Below are 14,901 nucleotides of genomic sequence, written 5' to 3'. Positions count from 1 at the left end.
GCGGAACGCCCCCGGTCACCCGTCCCGGGGCGCGGGGCGGAGCATCCGGGTGAGGTAGTCGCGGGCGAAGGCGCGGATGGCGTCCTCGTCCTCCAGCCGCAGGCCGCCGCCCGGCACGAGCAGCAGCGACACCGCGAGCCGCAGCAGCACCTCGGCGACGGTGTTGTGGTCCTGCGCGTCGCCGGGGCGGGCGCGGCGCAACCGGTCGGCGAGGATGTCGCGGGCGGCGAGCATGACCGCGCCGCCGTTCATGCTGAGCTGCGGCAGGAACGCCTCAGGCTCGCTCTCCAGGACGCGCCTCATCAGCGGATGGGTGCGGGCGCTGCGCAGCCCGACCACGAACCCCTCCACGACGGCCTCCTCGGCGGACCCGAGGTCCTCGGTGGCCTCGGCGATCGCGGTGAGGAACCGGTGGCACTCGCGCAGGATGACCGCCTGGAGCAGCTGCTCCTTGTTGCTGAAGCGCCGGTAGATGGTGGTGCGCGCGACCCCCGCCCGCTTGGCGACGTCCTCGACGCTGACCCTGCGCAGCCCGTAGGTCTCGAACTCCGCGAGCGCGGCGTCCAGGATGCGGGTGTCGAGGTCGTCGGCCCCGGTGTCGGGCTCGGACAGCCGCGCGAGCAGCTCGTCCGAGGTCGTCGCGTCCATCGTCATAGCCGCACCCTAGCCGGATCGGGCACCCGGTCCGTGCCCGCCGGATGCTACACAGATACAATAATCGTCGTTCTGTACTTCTGTCTCACACTCGCGGCGGTGCACATGACGGACCAGGCCGAGACGCAGCCCCCGGCCCCGCTCGGACCGGGCTCGCTGACCTGGCGCTACTTCGGCGACACCCGGATGGTCCTCGTCGGGCCCCGGGCGGCCGTCCTGCAGAACATGCTCCCCGCGCTCGGCCAGGGCGTCCTCGACCACTCGGTGTTCTTCAAGGAGACGTTCGCGCGGGTCAAACGCTCCGCCGGGCCGATCCTGGACACCGTCTACGGGGCGGAGCGGTCCGCCGAGACGGGCCGCAAGGTCCGCGACTACCACCGCGACATCAAGGGCACGATGCCGGACGGCACCCGCTACCACGCCCTCGACCCCGAGACCTACTACTGGGCGCACGCGACCTTCCTCGACAACATGCTGTACGGGATCGAGACGTTCATCCGCCCGCTCGGCGACGGCGAGAAGCGCCGCATCTACGAGGAGTCGAAGACCTGGTTCCGGATGTACGGGGTCAGCGACCGGGCCATGCCCGCGGACTGGGAGGCGTTCCAGGCGTACTGGAAGCGGATGCTGGACGAGGAGATCGTCCCCCACAAGACCGCCCGGTACGGCGTCGGCTACGTCACCAAGGGCCTGCCGCGCCCGAAGCGGGTGCCCGCGCCGGTGTGGCGCGCGGTGTCGCCGCCGCTGAACGCGGTCGCCCGGTTCATCACGGTCGGCGGCCTGCACCCCCGCATGCGCGAGCTGCTCGACCTGCCGTGGAGCGCCGCCGACGAGCGCCGCCACCGCCGCTTCGCGGCGGCCGTCCGCGCCGGCAACCGGCTGTGGCCGCTGCTGCCCGAGTCCGTCCGCTACCTCCCGCAGGCCCGCCGCGCCTTCCGGGAGGCGCGGAAGGCGCGGCGGACCTGAGCGAGAAGAAGATCAGGAGTTCGACCGGATCCTCGCGTCGTACTCCTTGCGGGCGTCGGGGTCGTACTCCAGGAAGATCTTGTCGAGGCCGAGGCGGCGGGAGGTCGCCTGGCGGAGCCGCTCGGGGAACAGCGCGCCGAGCCGGACCTGCGTGCCGAGCTTCTTCGGCACCGCCACCTGCGGGCGCGGCTTGCCGATCAGCTCGACGACGGCGGCGGCGATGTCCTCCGGCTCGCAGTTCTTCTGCCCCTTCGGGCTGCGCGTCCCGGCGACCAGCTCGGTGTTGGTGAACGTCGGCAGCACGGCGCTGACGTGCACGCCCCGATCCTGCACCTCCAGCCGGGTCGCCTCGGTGAAGCCGACGACGGCGGCCTTGCTGGCGTTGTAGAGGGCGAGGCCGGGGGTGAACATCACGCCGGCGAGCGAGGCGATGTTGATGACGTGCCCGGACCGGCGCGGCAGCATCCGGCCGAGGGCGAGCTTGGTGCCGAGCATCACGCCGTGGACGTTGATGTCGATGCAGCGGCGGGCGTCCGCGTCGCTCTCGTCGGTGACCGGCCCGATCGGCATGATCCCGGCGTTGTTGACGAGGACGTCGAGGGTCCCCGCGGCCTCCTCCGCCGCGTCCAGGAACGCGGTGAACGACTCGCGGGAGGTGACGTCCACGGTGAGGCCGGTGACGCCGAGCGACGCGGCGGCCTCCTGGACGGCGGCCTCGTCGATGTCGCCGATGATGACGGTGGCGCCCTTGGCCTTGAGGGCGCGGGCGGTGGCGAGGCCGATCCCCCGCGCGGCTCCGGTGATGGCGATGACCTTGCTCATTGCTGCTCCAGGCGGTCGAGCCGGACGGGAAGCCCGTCCTTCGGCGAGGGAAGGGACGTGGTGTCCAGGGGCCATTCGTACCGCGCGGGGACGCTCCAGCGGTAGCGCTGGAGGACCTGGTGCAGGATCGTCTTCACCTGCATCCCGGCGAAGTACAGCCCGATGCACTTGTGCGCGCCGCCGCCGAACGGGGCCCACGCGTACTTGTGGGCCTTGTCCTCGCGGCGCTCCGGCGAGAAGCGCTCGGGGTCGAACCGCTCCGGGTCCGCCCACCACTGCGGCATGTGGTGGTTGCTGAGCATCGGCACCACGACCATCGTCCCGGCGGGGACGTGGTAGCCGAGGATCGAGGTGTCCTTGACGACCTTGCGGGGCAGCGCCGGGACGGGCGGCAGCAGCCGCAGCGACTCCTTCATCACCATGTCGATGCCGGTGAAGGCGTCCAGGTCGGCGTAGGCCGGCTGCGGCTTGCCGAGGCCGACGGACTCCTCGCGCAGCCGCTCCTGCCATTCGGGGAACTTGGCCAGGTAGTACGACATCGTCGTCAGCGTGATGGTGGTGGTGTCGTGCGCCGCCATCAGCGCGAAGATCATGTGGTTGACGACGTCCTCGTCGGTGAACCGCTGCCCGTCGTCGGTCTCGGCCTGGCACAGCGCGGCGAACAGGTCGTCGCCGCCGTCGCGCCGCTTGGCGGGCAGGTGCCGGTAGAAGAACTCCTCCAGCACCTTGCGGGCCTGGAGCCCGCGGTGCCAGCGCAGCCCGGGGACGGGGAACCGCACGTAGGCCGTGCCCGCGCGGACGGCGTCGATGAAGGCGCCGTTGACCCGCGCGCGCTCGGCGTCGTCCAGGTCGACGCCCATGAACACGTCCACGGCGAGGTCGAGCGTGAGCTTCTTGATGTGGTCGTACACCTTGAAGCCGGGCCCGGGCTCCCACGCCTCGACGCCCTTGACGATGCCGGGCGCCATCGCGTCCATGTAGGCGCGCAGCCGGGCGGGCGTGAACGCCTGCTGCATGATGCGGCGGTGGTGCAGGTGCTCCTCGAAGTCGAGGAGCATGATGCCGCGCTTGAAGAACGGCCCGATGTAGTAGCTCCACGCGGGCCCGCTCGCGAACGCCTTGTCCCGGTTGACCAGGACGACCTCGGCGGCCTCGGGCCCCTGGACGGTGCAGGTGCGCTGCCCGAGCAGCCAGCCCCACGCGACGGGCCCGTACTGGTCGTAGCGCTTGCGGGCCATCCCGATCGGGTCGCGCATCACGGCGAGCGTGCTGCCGATGTAGGGGACGCCGGGCACGCCGGGGACCGGTTTCAGGCCGCTGCCCTGCGGCGGCGGCGCGAGGACGCTCGTCATGAACCCTCCGGGACGCGTGCAACAAAAAACCGGATTCTGTTGCTTTGTTCTAACGTAGCGGACGCCCGTAAGTCCAGACTTATCGCTCGTGACTTGCGCGTCAGCGCGCCTCGCGGGCCGACGGCGCCCGGAGCAGCCGCCGCCGCGCCGCGTCCGTCAGCGGCCGGTACGCGCCCGCCTTGTCCCGGTAGTAGGCGCGGCCGTCGCCGGCGGCGGGGACGCCCTCGTCCCGCAGCGGCGCCGTCCGCAGCCGCCGCCCCGCCGTGACGGGCATCTCGTCCACGACCCGCACCAGCGCGGGCCGCAGCCCCGGCTCGACCCGCAACAGCGCCTCCGACAGGTCGATGGCCTTCAACTCGCCGCCGTCCCGCAGAATGACGGCGGCGGCGGCCAGCTCCCTACCGCCCACAGGAATCCCGTAGACCGCGACGCTGTCGACGTACGGCAGGTCGCCGAGCGCGTCGCGGATGGGGCCGGGCGGGACGATGCCGTCGGCGGTGCGGATCAGCTCGGTCTCCCGCCCGACGAGCCAGTAGTCACCGTCGGCGTCCCGGCGGAACAGGTCGCCGGTGATCGTCCACGCGTCCTCGGGCCAGAACACGCCCCGCACCGGACGGGCCGCCGCGCCGATCGCCGACAGCCGGACCCGGGCGAGCAGCATGCCGATCTCGCCGGGCTCGCTCTTGACCGCGAACCCGTCGGGCCCCTCGGCGAGCCGCCCTTTCTCCAGGTCGTACCGCGCGAGCCGGACCCGCGCGCTGCCGGGCAGCGGCCGGCCGAGCGAGCCGGGCTTCTTGCCGCTCATGTTGACCAGCACCGCCTCGCCCTCCGTCGAGGCGTAGAACTCCAGGACCCGCGCGGGGGCGAACCGGTCCTCGACGCGCCGCCACAGCCCGCGCGGCATCCCCGACCCGATGAACAGCCGGACGGCGTGGTGCCGCTCGGCCGGGTTCGGCGGCGCGTTCACGAGTTCGCGCAGCATCGTCCACGTATAGGACGCGACGGTCACCCCGTAACGGCGCGCCTCGTCCCAGAAGGTCTCAGGATCGAACGAACTCGCCAACGCAAGCCGCGCACCCCCGGCCACCGCACCGCCCAAGCTCATTAGCAAGGCGGACGAATGCTGTAGCGGAGTGATGCTGTAGACGGTGTCGGACGACGAGAGCGCCGCCGACGAGGCGGTGCCGAACGCCGACAGAGCCCACCGCCGGTTCGTGATGCGGCTGGCCCGCAACTGCTCGCCGTCGCCCCGGAACAGCACGAACGCGAGGTCCCCGGCGCGCCCCGGGTTCGCCCGGTACCACCCCGGCAGCTCCACCTTCGCGGGGTCGATGGTCTCCATGTCGATCAGCGTCCCGCGGTCGCCGCGCCCGACGCCGCCGAGCAGGTAGCCCTGGACGCCGTCCAGCCGCGCGGCCATCCCGGCGTGCTCCGGGTCCGCGATGACCCGCGTGACCTGGCCCAGCCGCGCCTCCGCGGCCGGATCGCCGTCCGGGCGCAGCAGCACCGCGACGGCGCCGAGCCGGCTCAGCGCCGCGACGAGCGCCAGCGCGGTCGGCCGCGTCTCCATCAGCACGCCCACGGCGTCGCCGCGCCGCACCCCGATGTGGATCAGCCCGCGCACCACGGCGTCGACGCGCCGCTTGGCCGCGTCGTGGGTGTGCGCGCGGCCCTGGTACAGGAAGAAGACCTCGCCGGGCCGGTCCCGGGCCTGCTCGTCCAGCAGCAGCCCCATCGACATGCGCGTGTCGGACTGGATGCGCTCCAGCCGCGCCAGCCGGGGCAGGTTCTGCGCGGCCTCCCCGCTGAGCTGCCGGGTGCCGTGGACGACCTGCGACGCCGTCCGGAGCGCCGACCGCGCGGCGCTGGCCCCGATGCCCATCGCCAGGTGCAGCCCGTAGCCCGCCGCGCCGCCGGGCAGGCCGGCGGGCTCGGCCTCCTCGTCCCCCGCGACCGGCGCGACGATCTCCGGAAGCTCGTCCTTGCCCTCCCGCCACAGCGCCCACGACGCGACGGCGGGCCAAGTCTGCGCGATCGCGAGGCTGCCGACGACGAGCCCGAAGTGCCCGGCGCGCAGCGACGCCTCGTACACCTGCGCGCGCGGCGCGGCGCGGCGGATGCCGCGCACCATCGGCGGCGAGGCGATCTCGTCGACCTCCCCGACGAACGTCAGCACGGGGCAGGTGATGTCGGCGAGCGTCACCAGCCGGTCGCCGATGACGAACCCGCCGGTGAGCATGCGGTTGTGCTGGATGAACTGGCGGAGGAACTCGGCGAGCGCGGGACCGGGCCACGACACCCACCCGTCCCGCTCCAGGAACCGCCGCTGCCGCTCCCTGGGCGCGAGCCGCTCACGGTCGTGCAGCTGCAGGATGAAGTCGACCCGCGACCGGACCGACTTGACCGGGCTCAGGGCCTGGAACCCGAGCCGCGTCACCCACCCCGGCACCGCGAACCCGCCGAGCACCCAGTCGGGGATCCGCTCGACGCCCTCCGACGCGAGCCAGCTCGGCAACCCGAACGGAAGCCCCTGGCTGGTGTCGGACGGGCTGCCGAACGTCACGACCGACTCGATGCCGTCGCTGCGCCGGTAGGCGGCGGCCTGGTAGACGAACATGCCGCCCTGCGAATACCCGGCGAGGTGGACGTCCCGCCCGGTCGCCCTGCGGATCCGGTCGACGGCGTCGCTGACCGCCAGCACGTGGTCGCTGACGGTCCGCTCCAGCCCGCCGGGCTCCCGCTCGGGCGCGCCGAAGTCGACCACCCACGGGTCGACGCCGAGGTCGTGCAGGACGCGCACGGCGCTGACCCGCGAGGAGATGTCGTACACCTCCGCGGTGATCATCAGCGGCGGGACGAGCAGCACCGCGGGCCCGCCGGCCGCGTCCGGGAAGTAGTGCCGCAGCCGGTACACGCGCTGCTCGGTCACCACCTCGCACGGCGAGGCGTCCTCATCGGTGTCGAACCCGCCGAAGCGGGCGACCTCCAGGGCGTTCTGGGCGGTGGAGCCCAGGCGGGCGCCCAGGCGGAACAGCGTTCTGGCAACAGCCGGCATCGTCGACCTCTCACAGCGTCACCGCCATGTTGTCGTGTTATCACCGGCTTTAGCAATCAGCGGACGACCCGTGCGCCGTCCATCTGGCCGCCCTGCAGCCGCTCCCACATGTACCGGCGGCGGGGCTTGCCGCTGGAGGTGCGCTGGATCAGCCCGGTGCCCACCACGATCGTGAGTTCGACGTCGTCGCCGACCCGGCGCCGCAGCGTCTCCCGCACGGACGGGATCCACTCCTCGCTCTGCGTCTCGGCGAACAGCGCGAGCCCCTTCTGCCCGGCGCCCGGCACGCCGACCACCACGATGCGGCCCTTCCCGAGCCCGCTCACCTCGGCGATCTTGGATTCGAGGTCCTCGACGTACACCGACCGGCCGCGCACCTTGATGCTGTCGCCCATCCGCCCGAGGACGAACAGCTGCCCCTCGTGGAAGAACCCGGCGTCCCCGGTGTAGACCTTCCCGTCCGCGAACCGCGTCGACTTGGCCTCGGCTCCCGCGTAGTACCCCGGGCAGGCCGAGGCGCCCCCGACGACGATCTCCCCGAGAAGCCCGTCCTCCAGGGGATGCCCGGAGTCGTCGACGATGACGACGGACACATCGCTCTCGGGCGTCCCGCACCCGACGACCCACCCGGCCTTGGCGCCGAGCGACTGGGCCCCGAGCCGGTGCTGGTCCAGGATCCGCACGGGCTGCCCGAACGCCAGCGCCTCCGGGTCGGGCCGGACGGCGAGCGGGTCGCGGGGCGCGTTGTCCATGGTGACCAGCAGCGTGGTCTCGGCCATCCCGTAGGCGGGCTTGAACATCGACCGCGAGAACCCGTAGGGCTCCACGAGCTGGGCGAACACCTCAAGGGCGTGCGGGTCGATCGGCTCGGCCCCGATCAGCGCCATCTTCCACCCCGAAAGGTCGAGCCCTTCCAGCTGCTCCGGCTTGACCCGCCGCGCGCAGTACGCGTAGGCGAACGGCGGCGCGGCCGTGTGCTGCGCCTCCGCGAAGCAGCGGATCCACCGTGCGGGGTCGCGGATGAAGTGGTCGGGCCGCATGAGCCGCAGCATCCCCTGCCGCGCGATGGGCGTGATGAACGTCCCGATGAGCCCCATGTCGTGGTAGAGCGGCAGCCAGGACGCGACGACGTCGCCGTCCTCGTACCCCGCCATCCGCGCGATGAGGTCGCTGTTGGCCTCCAGGTTCTCCCAGGTGACCATGACGCCGCGCGGGGCGCCGCTGGACCCGGACGTGAACTGCAGCAGCGCCAGCTCTCCCGCGGGCTGGACGTCGGCCTCGGCGCCCTGCCGGGGCTGCCACGGCTCGCCGCTCATCCCGGCCTGGTCCATGGCGCGCCCGGCGTACTCGGACAGGTCCTTGGACGCCACCACGAGCGCCGGCGACGCCTGCCGCAGGATGGCCGCGACGTGGGCGACGTAGTCGTCCCCGTCCTGGAAGAGCGGCGGCGTGATCAGGCAGACGGTGGCCCCCGCCGCCCACACGCCGAAGTACGTCTCGATGCAGGTGAAGTCCGTGGGGAGGATGAGGCACACGACGTCGCCCGGCCGGACGCCCTCCTCGATCAGCGCCCCGGCGGTGCGCCGCGCGGCGGACGCCAGCTCACCGTAGTCGCGGTACTCCCAGCCGCCGTCGTCGGCCGCGAGGTGCACGCCACGTCCGGTGTTCGGCCGGTCCAGCCATTCGCGCAGCGCAGATGCCATCGTCTTCCCTTCACCCTGATCCGCCACCCACGTGACTCGCGGGTAACTTCACCAGGACCGGACGCCTCCGTCAACCGGTTCGACCGGTCAAAGAGACCGGGCGGTCATTTGGAGGCTCCCGACAAGCGCGTCACCCGGCGGAGGCGGACGTCCGGCGCCCTTGCACGACCCGCGCGGCGAGCCGCCACCCGAGCAGCACGGCCCCGAGGAACAGGGTCGCCACGATGACGAACGCGAGCGCCGTCCCCTGCCCCGACACGGCCCGCAGCACCATGCCGACGGCGACGGCGGACACCCACACGCCGACCCCGGTCGGCACCAGCGCGTCGGCCCGCCGCCAGGCCCGGGTCAGGCCCCATCCGACCCCGGCTCCGACGAGGAAGGGCCAGGCGGTCGTGGCGAACCCCGCCAGGCTCGCGGCCTCCTCGTGCGAGGCCCGCCCGATCGCCACGAAGACGAGCACGGAGCAGACGTCCGCCAGCCCCGCCAGATAGTTGCGCATGCCTCCAGGCTAGAGCCGGAGACCAGTGACCTGACACGGGACCGGCCAGGCATTTTCCCGGTATCGGGCGGGTATCAGACCGAGCCAACGACCGAGTCACCTGGAGGCGTCATGGCAGAGCGAGGCGAGGACGGGAACTGGCCGCGCCTGCGGCTGGCGGACTGGACCGACACCCGCGAGACGCTGCACATGTGGATGCAGATCGTCGGCAAGATCCGGATGGCGCACGAGCCGCTGCTGAACCACTGGTGGCAGGTCACCCTCTACGTCAGCCCCAGGGGCCTGACCACGTCGTCGGTCCCGTACGGGAACGGCGCCTTCGACATCGAGTTCGACTTCGTCGACCACGTGCTCCGCATCAGGCGCAGCAACGGCGAGACCCGCGACCTGAACCTCGCCCCGAGACCGGTGGCTGACTTCTACACCGAGCTGATGAGCACCATGGACGACCTGGGCATCCGAACCCAGATCAGCGCCACACCGAACGAGGTGGACCCGGCGATCCCGTTCGCCGAGGACAACGAGAAATCCTCCTACGATCCCGAAGCCGCGCACCTCTTCTGGCGCCAGCTGATCCAGGTCGACCGCGTCCTGGGCGCGTTCCGCGCCCACTTCACCGGCAAGGTGAGCCCGGTGCACTTCTTCTGGGGCGCGATGGACCTGGCCTGCACCCGCTTCTCCGGCCGCCCGGCCCCCGCCCACCCCGGCGGCGCCCCGAACTGCCCCGACTGGGTGATGCTGGAGGGCTATTCGGGCGAACTCTCCAGCGCCGGCTTCTGGCCGGGCGGAGGCGAGGAGGGCGCCTTCTACTCCTACGCCTACCCGGAACCCCAGGGCTTCGCCGACCACAAGGTCCCCCAAGGCGCCCACTACGACCAGACCCTGGGCGAGTACGTCCTCCCCTACGAAACAGTGGCAGCCTCAGCAAACCCAGACGCAACAGCAGCAGACTTTCTCCAGGCCACCTACGAGGCAGCAGCAGAAAACGCAAACTGGGACCGACAAACCCTAGAAGAATCCCCAACCCGCCTAAACCACCACAAACAGGACTAAAGGGGGGTCTAGGGGCGAAGCCCCAGGGGCGGGCGGGCGGGGGATGGTGGAGGCACCGGGGGGAACGGGGGGTCGTCCCCCCGAAAACGGCGAAGGGTCCCCTCGGGGAAGCCGCAAAGCGGCGACCAAGGGGACCCTAGGACCAGTAGCGGGGGCAGGATTTGAACCTGCGACCTCTGGGTTATGAGCCCAGCGAGCTACCGAACTGCTCCACCCCGCGGCGATGGCTCAACTGTATGGGGTGGGGGGTGGTTAGGCAAATGGGCGGGTGCGGGGGTTTGGAGGGCGGCGGTGAGCATGGCGGTGAGGTCGGCGGTGTAGGCGTGGTGGTCGAGGGCGGGGGGCTGGTGTTGGGCGGTGCGGGTGGCGCGGTCGGCGAGGGCGGCGGTGAGAAAGGCGATGAAGTGCTGGACGCGTTCGAGGGCGAGGGGTTCGGGGTGGGTGGCGCGGCAGGCGTCTTGGAGGAGTTCGAGTTGGCGTTGGAGGGCGGTGCCGCGCAGGAGGGGCGGGAGGTGCCGGTCGCGGATTCCGGCGCGTCCGGCGAGTTGGGCGGTGATGCGGAGGAAGTCGCGGCCGTGTTCGGTGCGGAGTTCGTCGGCGGTGGGGTGGACGATGGCGGCGGTGATGGCGGGGAGGTCGCGGGGGTGGAGGCGGGGTAGGGCGGCGGCGCGGGCGGGTTCCATGCGGGTGATGCCGGCGTGGAGGACGGCGTCGAGGAGGCCGGCGCGGGAGCCGAAGTGGTAGGTGACGGCGGAGTCGTTGCCTTGTCCGGCGAGGGTGACGATGTCGCGGGTGCGGGCGGCGTCGATGCCGTGGGCGGCGAAGAGGTGGGCGCCGGCGTGCAGGAGGGCGTCGCGGGTGGCGCTTGCGTCTTTCGGCACGCCGATGATACTAACAGGGGGCGTTAATAACGACGCCTGTTAATAGCGGGAGGCCGCGCGCATGGCGGACGTCTACGACCCGTTCGACCCCGGTTTCCAGGCCGACCCCTACCCCGCCTACACCCGGCTGCGGGACGAGGACCCCGTCCACCGCCACGACGATCCGCCGTTCTGGGCGCTGTCCCGGTTCGACGACATCTGGGCGGCGACGCGGGACGCGGGGACGTTCTCGTCCGCGCAGGGCCTGACGTTCTATCCGGACGAGATCGGGACGCTGGGCCTGGCCCCGACGATCGTGATGCTGGATCCGCCGCGCCACACCGTCCTGCGGCGCCTGATCAGCCACGGCTTCACCCCGCGCCGCACGGCGGCCCTGGAGGGCCTCCTCCGCGAGTTCGTCCGGTCCCGGATCGCCCTCATGGAGCGCAAGGCGGCCGACGGCGAGACCCCGGACCTGCACCGCGACTTCTCCTCGCCCCTCCCCACGTACGCGCTCGCGCACCTGCTGGGGGTCCCCGAGTCCGACCGGGCCCGGTTCGACCCGTGGGTGTCGGCGCTGACGACCCTCCAGGACGACGGCTTCGACTTGAAGGCGCTGAAGGACGACGCGGTCGCCGCCGTCGCGGAGATGTTCGCCTACTTCACCGACGTGATCGCCGCGCGCCGCGCCGACCCGTCCGACGACCTGATCAGCGCGCTGACGGCGGCCGAGGCGGACGGGGAGCGCCTCACCGACTGGGACATCCTCGGCTTCTGCTTCGTGATGGTGGCGGGCGGCAACGACACCACCGGCAACCTGATCTCGCACGGGATCGCGCTGCTGGACGGCGACCACGCGCAGCGCGAGCGCCTCGCCGCCGACCCGTCCCTGATCCCGAACGCGCTGCTGGAGTTCCTGCGCCTGGAGAGCTCGGTGCAGGCCCTCGCGCGGACGACGACGCGCCCGGTCGTCCTCCACGGGACGGAGATCCCGGAGGGCGAGAAGGTGATGATGCTGTTCGGGTCGGCGAACCGGGACGAGCGGGAGTTCGGCCCGTCCGCGCACGAGCTGGACGTCACCCGGGAGATCCCGCGCCATCTGGGCTTCTCCAGCGGCGTCCACTTCTGCATCGGCTCGCACCTGGCGAAGCTGCAGGCCCGCGTCGCCCTGGAAGAGCTCCTCCAGGCCCACCCCGGCACAGGGGTGGACCTAGAGAACGCACAGCGGATCGCCTCCCCGTTCACCCGGGGCTGGGTCTCGCTCCCGGCCACGGGCATCGAGCCGGCCTAGCCCATGTGCGGGTACCGGTAGTCGGTCGGCGGGACGAACGTCTCCTTGATCGACCGCGGCGACGTCCACCGCAGCAGGTTGAAGACGGACCCGGCCTTGTCGTTCGTCCCGGACGCCCGCGCGCCGCCGAACGGCTGCTGACCGACGACGGCGCCGGTGGGCTTGTCGTTGATGTAGAAGTTGCCGGCGGCGTAGCGCAGCACCTCGGCGGTGTGCGCGGCGGCGGCCCGGTCGTCGGCGATGACGGCGCCGGTGAGGGCGTACTCGGCGGCCGACTCCATCTGGGCGAGCATCTCGTCGTACCGGTCGTCCTCGTAGACGTGGACGCCGAGGATCGGCCCGAAGTACTCGGTGCGGAAGATCTCGTTCTCGGGGTCGTCCGAAACGAGCACGGTGGGCCGCACGAAGTACCCGACGCTGTCGTCGTAGGTTCCACCGGCGACGACCTCGACCCCGGGGTCGGCGTGGGCCCGGTCGATGGCCGCCTTGCTCTTGGCGAACGCCCGCTCGTCGATCACGGCGCTCATGAAGTTGGACAGGTCGGCGACGTCACCCATGGCGAGCCCGTCGACCTCGGCGGCCAGCTCCTCCTTGAACCCGCCGTCCCAGATCGACCGCGGGATGTAGGCCCGCGACGCGGCGGAGCACTTCTGCCCCTGGTACTCGAAGGCCCCCCGCACGAGCGCGGTCTTGAGCACCGCCGGGTCGGCGGACGGGTGGGCGACGACGAAGTCCTTGCCGCCCGTCTCCCCCACGATCCGCGGGTAGCTCCGGAACTTCTCGATGTTGTTCCCGACGGTCTTCCACAGGTGCCGGAACGTCGCGGTGGACCCGGTGAAGTGGATCCCGGCCAGCTCGGGGTGCTGGAGCGCGACGTCCGACACCGCGAGCCCGTCGCCGGTCACGAGGTTGATGACGCCGTCCGGCAGCCCGGCCTCCTCCAGCAGCCGCATGAGCAGCACGGCCGAGTAGGTCTGCGTCGGCGACGGCTTCCACACGACCACGTTGCCCATGAGCGCGGGCGCGGTCGGCAGGTTCGCGGCGATCGCGGTGAAGTTGAACGGGGTGATCGCGTAGACGAACCCCTCCAGCGGCCGGTGGTCGGACCGGTTCCACACCCCGGCGCCGCTGATCGGCTGCTCGGCGAGGATCCGCCGCGCGAAGTGCACGTTGAACCGCCAGAAGTCGACCAGCTCGCACGGGCTGTCGATCTCCGCCTGCTGGACGGTCTTGGACTGGCCGAGCATCGTCGCGGCCAGCAGCGTCTCCCGCCACGGCCCGGCGAGCAGGTCCGCGGCGCGCAGGAAGATCGCGGCGCGGTCGTCGAACGCCATGTCCCGCCAGGCCGGTGCGGCCTTCAGCGCGGCGTCGATCGCGTCCCGCGCGTCCTCCCGCGTCGCGGTGCCGAACGTCCCGAGCACGGACGCGTGCCGGTGCGGCTGCACGACGGCGACCTTGGCGCCGGCTCCGAGCCGCCGCTCGCCGCCGATCGTCATGGGCAGGTCGATCGGCGCCTCGGCGGTCAGCTCGGCGAGGCGCGCCTCCAGCCGGGCCCGTTCGGCGCTGCCCGGCGCATACCCGCGCACCGGCTCGTTGACCGGCATCGGAACGTTGGTCACGGCGTCCATCAGGGGCCCTCCTTAGCGAGAGACGAACGAACGGAGAAAGAAGACGAGGTTGGCGGGCCTTTCGGCGAGCCGCCGCATGAAGTACCCGTACCAGTCGGCGCCGTAGGGGACGTAGACGCGCATCCGGTAGTCCTCGGCGAGCCGCCGCTGCTCACCGGCACGGATCCCGTAGAGCATCTGGAACTCGTAGGAATCGGGCGACCGCCGCGCCCCGAGCGCCTGCGCGATCTCGATCATCCGGGGGTCATGGCTGGCGATCATCGGGTAGCCGTCGCCCTCCATCAGCAGACGCAGCCCCCGCGCGTAAGCGCGGTCGACCTCGTGCCGCCCCTGGAAGGCCACCGAAGCGGGCTCGGCATAGGCGCCCTTCACCCACCGGACCCGCGAGCCCTCCCCGACCAGATCCCGCAGATCGCCCTCACTGCGCCGCAGCATCGCCTGGACGGCGACACCGACCCACGGGAAGTCGCTCCGCAGCTTGCCGAGCACCTCCAGCGTGGAGTCGACGGTCGTGTGGTCCTCCATGTCGAGGGTGACGGTCATGCCGATCCGCCCGGCGGCGGCGCAGATCTCCCGCGCGTTGTCGAGCGCCAGCTCCCCCGGCAGCGCCTGCCCGAGCGCGGACAGCTTCACCGAGGCGTCGGCGCCGGCCGCGAGCCCGCCCTCCTCGAAGACCGAGAACATCCGCAGATACGCGTCCCGCGCGGCCTCGGCCTGCGCGCGCTCCCGGGTGTCCTCCCCGAGGTGGTCGAGGGTCACCGAAAGCCCGGCGTCCGTCAGCTCCCGCACCGCCCGCACCGCGTCACCGAGCTCGTCCCCGGCGACGAACCGGTCGACGACGCCCCTGGTCAGAGGCATGGACGTGACAAGACCGCGCATCCGCCCGCTGCGCGCGGCGGCGAGGAGAACAGAAGCGAGCATGGGAGCCTCCAACGTCGAGGAACACCTCGAACCGTAGAAGCGCGCCCGCCGTCCCCCTACAGCCAAACGCCACTTTCAGGCGAGCTAGACTTCA

The 14,901-nt window shown here is 71.8% G+C and carries 12 protein-coding genes and 1 tRNA gene; 3 read left to right on the top strand and 10 right to left on the bottom strand.

From position 1 onward, the window contains the following. Positions 1-15: 15 nt before the first annotated feature. Positions 16-654 (bottom strand): helix-turn-helix domain-containing protein, encoded by a 639-nt coding sequence (locus tag AB0K34_RS15925; RefSeq protein ID WP_364549197.1) that lies wholly within the window; start codon positions 652-654, stop codon positions 16-18. A 105-nt stretch (positions 655-759) separates the two neighbouring features. Between AB0K34_RS15925 and AB0K34_RS15920 the strand changes: the two genes are divergently transcribed. After that, positions 760-1,620, top strand: a complete 861-nt coding sequence (locus tag AB0K34_RS15920) for an oxygenase MpaB family protein (RefSeq protein WP_364549256.1) — start codon at positions 760-762, stop codon at positions 1,618-1,620. Positions 1,621-1,632: 12 nt separating this feature from the next. Here AB0K34_RS15920 and AB0K34_RS15915 read toward each other — a convergent pair whose 3' ends face one another. The 5 genes from AB0K34_RS15915 to AB0K34_RS15895 form a co-directional block, all read right to left on the bottom strand. Beyond that, positions 1,633-2,442 carry an SDR family oxidoreductase gene (locus AB0K34_RS15915; protein ID WP_364549194.1) on the bottom strand — a complete coding sequence of 270 codons (810 nt, stop codon included), beginning with the start codon at positions 2,440-2,442 and terminating at the stop codon, positions 1,633-1,635. Then, positions 2,439-3,794: a cytochrome P450 gene (locus AB0K34_RS15910; RefSeq protein ID WP_364549191.1), complete on the bottom strand. Its 1,356-nt coding sequence runs from the start codon at positions 3,792-3,794 to the stop codon at positions 2,439-2,441. Before AB0K34_RS15910 ends, AB0K34_RS15915 begins: the two co-directional genes overlap by 4 nt. 100 nt (positions 3,795-3,894) lie before the next feature. Then, positions 3,895-6,849, bottom strand: a complete 2,955-nt coding sequence (locus tag AB0K34_RS15905; RefSeq protein ID WP_364549188.1) for an AMP-binding protein — start codon at positions 6,847-6,849, stop codon at positions 3,895-3,897. Positions 6,850-6,905: 56 nt separating this feature from the next. Further along, the gene (locus AB0K34_RS15900; protein WP_364549185.1) at positions 6,906-8,552 is read right to left on the bottom strand and encodes an AMP-binding protein; all 1,647 of its coding nucleotides are present in this window, start codon (positions 8,550-8,552) and stop codon (positions 6,906-6,908) included. Positions 8,553-8,682: 130 nt separating this feature from the next. After that, entirely contained in the window at positions 8,683-9,054 is a 372-nt protein-coding gene (locus AB0K34_RS15895; RefSeq protein ID WP_364549182.1) for a DUF3054 domain-containing protein, read from the bottom strand. A 111-nt stretch (positions 9,055-9,165) separates the two neighbouring features. On the opposite strand from AB0K34_RS15895, the gene AB0K34_RS15890 reads away from it, so the two are divergent. After that, a complete protein-coding gene (locus AB0K34_RS15890; RefSeq protein WP_364549179.1) occupies positions 9,166-10,107 on the top strand; it encodes a DUF5996 family protein in 942 nt (313 codons plus the stop codon). Positions 10,108-10,253: 146 nt separating this feature from the next. On the opposite strand, the gene AB0K34_RS15885 is transcribed toward AB0K34_RS15890, so the two are convergent. Both AB0K34_RS15885 and AB0K34_RS15880 read right to left on the bottom strand, forming a co-directional pair. After that, positions 10,254-10,327 (bottom strand) — tRNA-Met (locus AB0K34_RS15885). Beyond that, complete coding sequence (locus AB0K34_RS15880) at positions 10,305-10,988, bottom strand: helix-turn-helix domain-containing protein (RefSeq protein ID WP_364549176.1); 684 nt, start codon at positions 10,986-10,988, stop codon at positions 10,305-10,307. Before AB0K34_RS15880 ends, AB0K34_RS15885 begins: the two co-directional genes overlap by 23 nt. A gap of 61 nt (positions 10,989-11,049) precedes the next feature. On the opposite strand from AB0K34_RS15880, the gene AB0K34_RS15875 reads away from it, so the two are divergent. Beyond that, positions 11,050-12,258 carry a cytochrome P450 gene (locus AB0K34_RS15875; RefSeq protein WP_364549173.1) on the top strand — a complete coding sequence of 403 codons (1,209 nt, stop codon included), beginning with the start codon at positions 11,050-11,052 and terminating at the stop codon, positions 12,256-12,258. Here the strand turns inward: AB0K34_RS15875 and pruA are convergent. Together pruA and AB0K34_RS15865 are read right to left on the bottom strand one after the other, a co-directional pair. Continuing rightward, complete coding sequence (gene pruA / locus AB0K34_RS15870; protein WP_364549171.1) at positions 12,255-13,886, bottom strand: L-glutamate gamma-semialdehyde dehydrogenase; 1,632 nt, start codon at positions 13,884-13,886, stop codon at positions 12,255-12,257. The two genes, AB0K34_RS15875 and pruA, sit on opposite strands and share 4 nt — an antisense overlap. Positions 13,887-13,898: 12 nt before the next feature. Beyond that, positions 13,899-14,807, bottom strand: a complete 909-nt coding sequence (locus AB0K34_RS15865; RefSeq protein ID WP_364549168.1) for a proline dehydrogenase family protein — start codon at positions 14,805-14,807, stop codon at positions 13,899-13,901. Positions 14,808-14,901: the final 94 nt, after the last annotated feature.

Origin of the sequence: Actinomadura sp. NPDC049382 (assembly GCF_040677125.1) — a bacterium.
GTDB classification, from domain to species: domain Bacteria; phylum Actinomycetota; class Actinomycetes; order Streptosporangiales; family Streptosporangiaceae; genus Spirillospora; species Spirillospora geliboluensis.
This window is presented reverse-complemented; position numbering and strand designations above follow the sequence as displayed.

What these genes read in the sequence shown, in the direction of transcription:
- AB0K34_RS15890 (WP_364549179.1), top strand. Translation starts at nt 9,166, where the DNA reads ATGGCAGAGCGAGGCGAGGACGGGAACTGGCCGCGCCTGCGGCTGGCG.
- AB0K34_RS15905 (WP_364549188.1), bottom strand. Translation starts at nt 6,849, where the DNA reads ATGCCGGCTGTTGCCAGAACGCTGTTCCGCCTGGGCGCCCGCCTGGGC.
- AB0K34_RS15895 (WP_364549182.1), bottom strand. Translation starts at nt 9,054, where the DNA reads ATGCGCAACTATCTGGCGGGGCTGGCGGACGTCTGCTCCGTGCTCGTC.
- AB0K34_RS15910 (WP_364549191.1), bottom strand. Translation starts at nt 3,794, where the DNA reads ATGACGAGCGTCCTCGCGCCGCCGCCGCAGGGCAGCGGCCTGAAACCG.
- AB0K34_RS15900 (WP_364549185.1), bottom strand. Translation starts at nt 8,552, where the DNA reads ATGGCATCTGCGCTGCGCGAATGGCTGGACCGGCCGAACACCGGACGT.
- AB0K34_RS15865 (WP_364549168.1), bottom strand. Translation starts at nt 14,807, where the DNA reads ATGCTCGCTTCTGTTCTCCTCGCCGCCGCGCGCAGCGGGCGGATGCGC.
- AB0K34_RS15925 (WP_364549197.1), bottom strand. Translation starts at nt 654, where the DNA reads ATGACGATGGACGCGACGACCTCGGACGAGCTGCTCGCGCGGCTGTCC.
- pruA (WP_364549171.1), bottom strand. Translation starts at nt 13,886, where the DNA reads ATGGACGCCGTGACCAACGTTCCGATGCCGGTCAACGAGCCGGTGCGC.
- AB0K34_RS15915 (WP_364549194.1), bottom strand. Translation starts at nt 2,442, where the DNA reads ATGAGCAAGGTCATCGCCATCACCGGAGCCGCGCGGGGGATCGGCCTC.
- AB0K34_RS15875 (WP_364549173.1), top strand. Translation starts at nt 11,050, where the DNA reads ATGGCGGACGTCTACGACCCGTTCGACCCCGGTTTCCAGGCCGACCCC.
- AB0K34_RS15920 (WP_364549256.1), top strand. Translation starts at nt 760, where the DNA reads ATGACGGACCAGGCCGAGACGCAGCCCCCGGCCCCGCTCGGACCGGGC.